The organism is Bacteroidota bacterium (assembly GCA_016213405.1).
In the GTDB taxonomy this organism is placed as follows: Bacteria; Bacteroidota; Bacteroidia; order Palsa-948; family Palsa-948; genus Palsa-948.
Window position 1 is genome coordinate 20,497 of the sequence record JACRAM010000070.1, and the last position, 7,734, is coordinate 28,230.

5 protein-coding genes are annotated in these 7,734 nt (G+C 35.6%); 1 reads left to right on the forward strand and 4 read right to left on the reverse strand.

The annotated features are described in order from the left end of the window. Positions 1–705 precede the first annotated feature (705 nt). From HY841_08885 to HY841_08900, 4 genes are all read right to left on the reverse strand, one after another. A complete protein-coding gene (locus tag HY841_08885) occupies positions 706–1,896 on the reverse strand; it encodes a hypothetical protein (protein ID MBI4930862.1) in 1,191 nt (396 codons plus the stop codon). Between the two features lie 123 nt (positions 1,897–2,019). Beyond that, positions 2,020–2,487 (reverse strand): hypothetical protein, encoded by a 468-nt coding sequence (locus HY841_08890; protein MBI4930863.1) that lies wholly within the window; start codon positions 2,485–2,487, stop codon positions 2,020–2,022. Positions 2,488–2,703: 216 nt separating this feature from the next. Then, positions 2,704–4,167 (reverse strand): peptidase S41, encoded by a 1,464-nt coding sequence (locus HY841_08895; GenBank protein MBI4930864.1) that lies wholly within the window; start codon positions 4,165–4,167, stop codon positions 2,704–2,706. A gap of 147 nt (positions 4,168–4,314) precedes the next feature. Further along, positions 4,315–5,943 (reverse strand): caspase family protein, encoded by a 1,629-nt coding sequence (locus HY841_08900; protein ID MBI4930865.1) that lies wholly within the window; start codon positions 5,941–5,943, stop codon positions 4,315–4,317. A gap of 590 nt (positions 5,944–6,533) precedes the next feature. Here HY841_08900 and HY841_08905 point away from each other — a divergent pair. Further along, entirely contained in the window at positions 6,534–7,610 is a 1,077-nt protein-coding gene (locus HY841_08905) for a tyrosine-type recombinase/integrase (protein ID MBI4930866.1), read from the forward strand. Positions 7,611–7,734 lie beyond the last annotated feature (124 nt).

A 7,734-nucleotide genomic window follows, 5' to 3' on the forward strand; every position in this document is an offset into this window, starting at 1 on the left:
GATATTCTTTCAGCAGCCCAAATTTTTAATAGGAAGTTTGTCTGCTTTCTCTCTGAAATGAGCCGATAAGTTTCAGCAATAAAATTTGGACATGTCGGAAATTTTTTACATGCTCATTAATTCAAAAACAAAGAAAAAAAACATATAGAAATGACTTCCACTTCCGGCACGTTAAGGATTCTAAAGTCAAAATATTTCCTCCAACATGAAAACATTCCGCGCATCGTAAATAAAGAGAGTCCAAAGTCATTTAACGGCATTTAACGGCTGCAAAGTTGCGACACGGGAATGAGATGCTTTCCAAATTCTCAACGATTGCAAGCGTTCTGAAGAGATTTCAGGCAATAAAATACTTTAGGAAGCGATGCGATTTGATTAGGATGCCTCTGCGATGCGATTAAGTTAGATTGCGATGCAATGCGATGCGTTGCTATGTGAGACAAAAAGTAATGTGATAGTTATGCGGTAGTGATGCAATAGTTACGCTTCATCTAATACTTCTTCCATTTCAAAGCAATAGTTGGTTGAATCATTTCGTGCTGTTTGTGCATCAATGAACACTAATTATTTATCATATCGTTCTGATAGTATTTCGTTTTTTGGAAAAGATGAAGAAGTTCTTTCAGCAGTAATGGCAATAAACAAAAACATTAGTGTAATTAATATTTTCTTATATGCAGAGAAGAAAAATAATTTATCAGAAGACTAGAAATTAAAATCTTTGGGCATTCCGCTGAGTTCTCTTCCGAGGAGGATTTGTTCTTTTACCAGATTTGCGAAGTAAGTGTAAGATTTAATTTGTTCTTCCATGAGGGGATGGGCGATTCCGCATTGCTGACGGAAAAGATATTCATCGTACACAATGGGAAGCGCGCGCGATGTTTGAACATCCACCCAATGCTTGGCAGTTGCAATGAGGGCGCTCTTCCAATCGGAATGAAGCCCGAAAACGGGAAACTGCTCGTAACAATCTTTCAGGTGATATATTGCATCGTCAACCCGTTCCAATAAAGCGGCTTCTTCTTCATTTGCATCATCCATATCTTTTTGGTACGTCATGTTGTAGATTTTGTAAGCCCGGAAAACGGATTTATCTTTTTCAAACTCTTTCATGAACGCTGTCATTTCCTTTTCTCCTGACCATAAGTAAGGCAATGGTTTTGGAGCAGGCGGATTGTTTTTCAATTCTTCTTCTCTTTTCCTGCGCTGTTCCGCAAGACCGATTGACCGATAATGTTTTTCTTTCTCTCCGCGGATATCGGGCAGAAGCAGTGGGGAAGTTTTGCCTTTTTTGAAATCGTGATAATTATACCACTGCGGAAAATCATCGTCTTCTCCGCCATGCTCGAATGAATCTTTATAGCGGTCGTAATCCTGCCAGTTGGCGAGCCATGCTAATTCCTGTTCGCGCTCGGAAAGAAGATACTCATTGAAGAAATCAATATCGTTTTGAGAAATTGGTTCGATGAGCGGGCAATTGAGAACATTGTGTTCCCATACAGAAAAATCATCTGAAATTTCTATGGAAGGATGCGTGAACTGCTCCGCCCGCCATTCGCATTGTTTATCGAAAAGTTTTTTCTGCTGAATTATTTCGAGACATTTAAGCGCCTTTTCGTGATACTCTACAGAAATATTCTGGAGATATTTTTCATTTGCCGGTTTGTTTGATAGCCAGCGGGATTTTTGCGTAGCATATCCGTGAATGAATGTTTGAATGGAAGAGGATTGAAAGTTTTTGAAATACTCCTGAATCTTTTCATCGCTCTCAAGCCACTTTACGGTTTCGCTGTAAATCTTTTCCTGAAATTTATTTTTTTCAATTTCCTCCTTTGTATAATCTTCCCATGGATTGGGTTGTTTTTCTTCCTGATTATTTGTGGTTTCTTCGCTCATGACCTCACCCCTTACCCTCTCCCAAAGGAGAGGGAGGTAAAGGTATAACGCAAAAATGATGCAAATGTTTTGTACCCTCTGAAATACTAATTTTTTCCGAACTACGAATGGAAGAAAATTATTTTATGGAAAAATGCTCAAATCAGTTACCGGATGAACCTCCCATAAATTGGTTGCTTTCATTCCGTCTTTTCCTCTTCCGCCACCGGCATTTGTTTTTTCCACATGGTCGTCATCGAAAAAGAATTGCCCGGTAACGGAAACGCGCAAGGGCTGAGAAAGCAATTTATCTGTATGATGCTTTTCTAGTTTTTTCCGCAACTCTTTGAATTTACTTGACAATTTTTTGTCACTTGATTTCGGAGGTATTTCTATGACGAGACATTGGGTGGTATTGGTTTTGTTTCCGCTGATTTGAATGTGGTAATCGTTATCGGATTCGCTACCCACTAAATGAATCCAACATTCTTTTATTGTTACTATGTCTCCTTCTTTTAATTTCTGATTTTTCACTTGTATTTCATCCGCATGATATTTATTTTCATACGCTTTATCTTTTGATTTTGCCCCGGGAATATTTTCGAGCGCCATTAAATCGGTTACTTCTACTGTGTACGTTGCGACATTTGGGAGAATTGTAGTTTTTAATTTTCAGCGGAGGTGTTTTGTAGCAGTGTATTCGGAAGTAAAAGTATACGCAAATGAAATGAGCAGGACTACTGAAATAATAAAAGGGAAAATAAATTTTTTATGCTTCATGTTTTGTTAAATGTTTGTGGAAGTAAGAGAAAAAGATTGTCTATTTATTTATTCATTGCTCAATATTTTATTTACGAAATCAATCCAGTCATATTTGGAAATTGTCTTGTCAATGTAGTAGTCGGGTTGAATACCTTTATCGTCAATTGTCATGTCGGGAATTCGTTTGCTTCTTGATAAACTGTAACCTAATTTTAAGTCATTGCAAGGAGAGTTGATTAAATACATATTTGAAATATCAAGAACTCCTCTTGTTGTTGTCCCGAATAGTTTTACTTTCTTGCTTTGTTTGGCTGACAAAAGAAACTGCTCTGTCGTGCTTCCGTTATTTTCATTAATAATTATTCCAACATTTTTAGGATAGATGTAAACAGAGTCAAATTTTTCTATATCAACCGAAGAGCTGTCGAGTGTTACAAATTCTCCGATGTGTTGATTTAATTTCTCCAACGATTCTTTTGCCCATTTTTTATCTTCTTCTGAAAAGTCAGGATCATTCGTAAATTCCTTCATTCGTTGATTGTTCAACGTGGTTGATAGAAATTCAGCACCTATTGTCCTGATTGGGTTTGTATAAATGAAAGGTGTTATTTTTTCATAACTGCCATCACTTCCTCCACCATTGTCTCTCAAATCAATTATTAAATTTTCTGTCTTTGTGATTATGTTTTTGTTTGCGTCAATGACGCTATCAATAAGTTTTTTTTCTGAACCTTCAAATGAGGGAATACGCAATATTGCTGTTTTGTCTGATAGTTTTTCAAAGAGCGGAACATCTGTTGAAATAAATTTGAAATACATTTCAAGTTTTTTGTCGGATGGAAAAGCTGGCGTAACTCTTTTGAAAGAGTTAAATCCGATTTGAAGAAAATTATTTCCAAGTAACTCAACATCATCAAATTTTTTTGCAGAGTGGTCTTTCATATAATAAGTAGCAATTTGTTTCCCGTTTTCTTCCCTTATTTTTAATTTTACCTGCTCCTTGCTCCAATAAATATTATCTCCTTTAATTATGAAACCTATATATTCATCTTTAATTTTCCTAATTCCTATTGTGTATTGCGGATTAATCCAAATTCCTTCCAAACTTGGTTTTTTAATTGATGTTAAGTATGAATTGAATTCTTTGTCTTCATAAGAAAAGGTTTCCCAATTTTGAAAAAGTTTTTTGTTTTTATCCGGATTGTCATTGCTATTTTCTTTTTTGTTTTCATCAGCATTTACCCATATTCCTATGTGTCCAGACCTGATAAACTTTAACCAATTTGAAAGTGTTTCCGCACATTCTTCTTTGGCTTGGATGGATTTTACTTTTTCTGAAAAAATTTCATTGTGCTTTTTATATTCTTCTTCTCCTTTTTTATCTATTACATATTGAAACCCTGCGTCATTTTTTTCAATTGTTTGTTTAAGCCAAATAAAGTTGTCTGCGCAACTGCAATTTTGAGCGGTCAAATTATGCTTAACTGTCAGTGCGAAAATTGCTGTCGAGATAAGAAAAAGTTTTTTCATTGTCTTTGCGTGCTGTTAGTCGAGATTGCAAATCCTGAACCAGAGGGGTAAACTATGCTTCATAAAAGTAATAGTTGCTTTTTTCATTGTTGTTTGTTTTTTGTTTTTACTCCTGCAAAGCAACTTAGCGCGGACGGGGGCTGATTACTATAAGGGTAATGCTTGTTGAGAGTGGCTATTTTTTAGAATAAGATTATGTTTTACTAGTAACTCTTTTTTCCATTCAGGAAAACCGTCAAATCTATTTTTCTGCGTTGCTTCCCAATCTAAAACCTTTTTATATTTTACTCTTTCTTGCCTTTTAGGTTTTTTATTGGGATATATATTTTTCATTTCAAGCCAAGCATTCAAGTCCTTTTGAAAATTTCTCTTATCCCGATTCAATCCATAATTTATATCAACAAATTGCTCTATGAATTTAATTTTATCAATACTCAATTCATTTCTTTTCCAACTTACCATGTAATCATTTAATTTATTTCCCAATTCCGCAATGAATGGATCTTTAGAAACCTGTGAAGGAATAGCCAAAAATCTTTCGTGAGTTTCATAAAATTTTACAAGGTCAATTTGAAACTGATTCCAGGCATCTTCATTACTTTCTACTTCTAATGGAATCCCTTCCTTAACTAATATTTTATATCTATAAAGGGGATACGCTTTGGGATTGCTTAAATCGCATGGCGCTTTTTGATACCATTTTTGCTGAACCCTGTGCCAAGCATTTTCACTTCTATAGTATTTATACAACTTTGCTGGAACATCATTCAATCCAGTTTTATGCATAAAAGCAAGAAACTTCCCAAGTCCTATGTAAAACTTCTCTGCGTGAGGGTCAAAAATAAATCCCGCATCAAGTAATCGTTGTTCTCTTTCAGGAATAAGTTTGTCTTTGCGTTTTTTATCTCTTTCCCCTTGACACCATATTCCTAATGATTTAGTTTCAGGATTTCCTTTAGAAATAAATGGCCATTCTGGTCGGGTTTCTTTAGCATCACAGAATAACTTAAAACTTTCTTCCCAACTTCTGTTTGTTTTATTCCTTTGGTTATTTTCTTCTTTTAATCTAAAAATCATTTGTCCGCCTTCATGCCCGACACCATCAAGGTGAGCAACTATTGGTTGCTGATTTGCATTTTTATCTATATTAAGTAATACGTAATTTGATATTTCAGAAAATAAAAGATTTTTTTTCTTATTCCCTACCAAACATTCTATCAAAGAATTTGCAAATGGGCTTCCTACGCCAGGATGTCCATCAGATACTTTTTCTTCTCTACCAGAGGCTAACAACCACCTTGATTTAGATTCTTCCAACTTAGAAAATTGATTTTCATTTCCAATTTCACGAGTTTGTGTTAAAAAAGTTCCAGAAAAACAAGAATCAGAAATTAATAGAACATGTTTTGCGTCAATTCCTTCTATGTAATCTTTAACTGAGGAATTTAGAATATAATCTCCAACTGTATATTTTGCATCATAAGGAATCCAATAACCTTTATTGGTCTTTGGATGAATTGTACCATGTCCAGCGAAATAAATAATAATGCTATCATTTTCCTTTAAAGAAAACGTAAGTTCATTCAATGCTTCAATGATACTGCTTCTGTTTGCTTCATTATCAAATAATGGTTTTTTTATTGTTTTATAACCATATTTAGACACAAGTATATCTATTAATTTTTTAGCATCAAGTTTTGCGTTGTTTAAAGAAAGGAATGAACTATCAATGTATTTATCAATAGCAATTACAAGTATATAGTTTTCGCCTTTCAAGAGTTGTTAGTTTATGATTACAAACCTACCTCTTTTTTGTTTCCCTAAAAATTGTTTAAGATATTTTCCTGTAAAATAAGCCCTTTCCCTATGCGCTCAAGGAAATCATGTGTGGGAAGATTAAGATAAAACAGGGATGCAAGCGTTGCATGGCAATTTCAGGCAATAAAATACTTTGAGAAGCAATGCGATTTGATTGGGATAGCTCTGCGATTCAATCACGATGGATTGCGATGCAACGCGATGTGTTGCGATGCGGGACGAAAACTAATGGGATAGTGATGTAATAGTCATGGGGAAGTAATGCAGTAGCCATGCGATAGTCATGCAGCAGTAATGGAATTATGAAAAAAATCATAGCAATATTGGATAACGCAAAATCAATAAGACGTTATTACAGCACGATTGCGGAATGATTCAGAGAGAGTTGTCTTTTTTGCGAGATGATTCCGGAGGATTATGGAGGATTGCGGAGAACCGCGGGGAAATCATGGGATTAATTTTTTTGTACGATTATTTTAAGTTATTGTAATAGGCAAGTAGTTAAATGGCTATACTTATTTTCTTAATTTCGTTTGAATAAATCACCTATGGGCAAACAAGTAAAGGAATACGATTCTCTCCATCTGCTTGATAAATTCATCAGCGACTGCAAGCGCGGAAAGCGCATGCAGAAAAACGGTGAGATAATATTGCCCAGCACGATAGAAAATTATACGGGGCTTCGCAAACTGTTAAATGATTTCAGCGTTCAAAAAAACTTTCCGCTGCGAATCCGCTCAACGCATAAACTTCATGCCCGGGAACTGCAAACAGAAAAAAATTATTGGGAAAAATTTTATAAGAAGTTTGTCGATTACCTATACGATGACCTTGATAATTACGACAATTATGTCGGATCAAGAATGAAATTACTGAGGGCATTTTTCAATTTCATAAATATCAAATATCTGATCAACACGGGCGGGTTTCAGAAATTATTTGTCGGGCGTAGCGAACAGATACAAATTGTTGTCCTTTCCCCCGAACGGCTCAATCACCTGATTACTTCAAAAGGACTGGAAGAAAAACTACCGAGACGATTAAAAATAATCAAAGACATTTTTGTATTTGGCTGTACTGTTGGACTCCGGGTTTCAGACCTCATGAAAATTTCTCCCTCCGCCATTGAACGCAGGAACGATAAGTGGTATCTTAATGTGCAGTCACAAAAAACACAAACATTCACCGGCATAAAATTGCCTCCCTATGCCGTTGACATTTTGATGAAATACATAAGAAGGAAAAGGCAACGCACTATATTTCCCTATTATCATAAAGTTTATCTCAACCGCTACATCAAGGAACTATGTGAAGCGGCAGGATTCACGGAAGAACATAAGAAGAGGCGAACAAAACGGGGACAAGTGGTAATAGTTTATAAAGACAAAGAAAAGAAGACGCACTACAGGTTTTGCGATTTGGTTACCACGCACACCATGCGCAGGACTGCTGTCACTACCTTGCTTTCTCTCGGCATGGATGTGGAGGCAGTGCGAACAATTTCAGGACATTCTTCCGGAAGCAAAGAGTTTTATCGTTACGTGAAATTTTCTCAAGCGTATCTTGACGAAACAATTGAAAGAGCGCATGAAAAACTGCTCGAAAAAGAACTGGTTGAAGCGTGAAAAAAGTGTATGGAAACATACCATAAAATGCAAAAAATGGTATATTTTTGTATGGTTTATGTTCTTTGAATTTCATAGGTAGAAAGGTAGAAAAACATTACCGTTCCTTTGGAACGGTGATGAA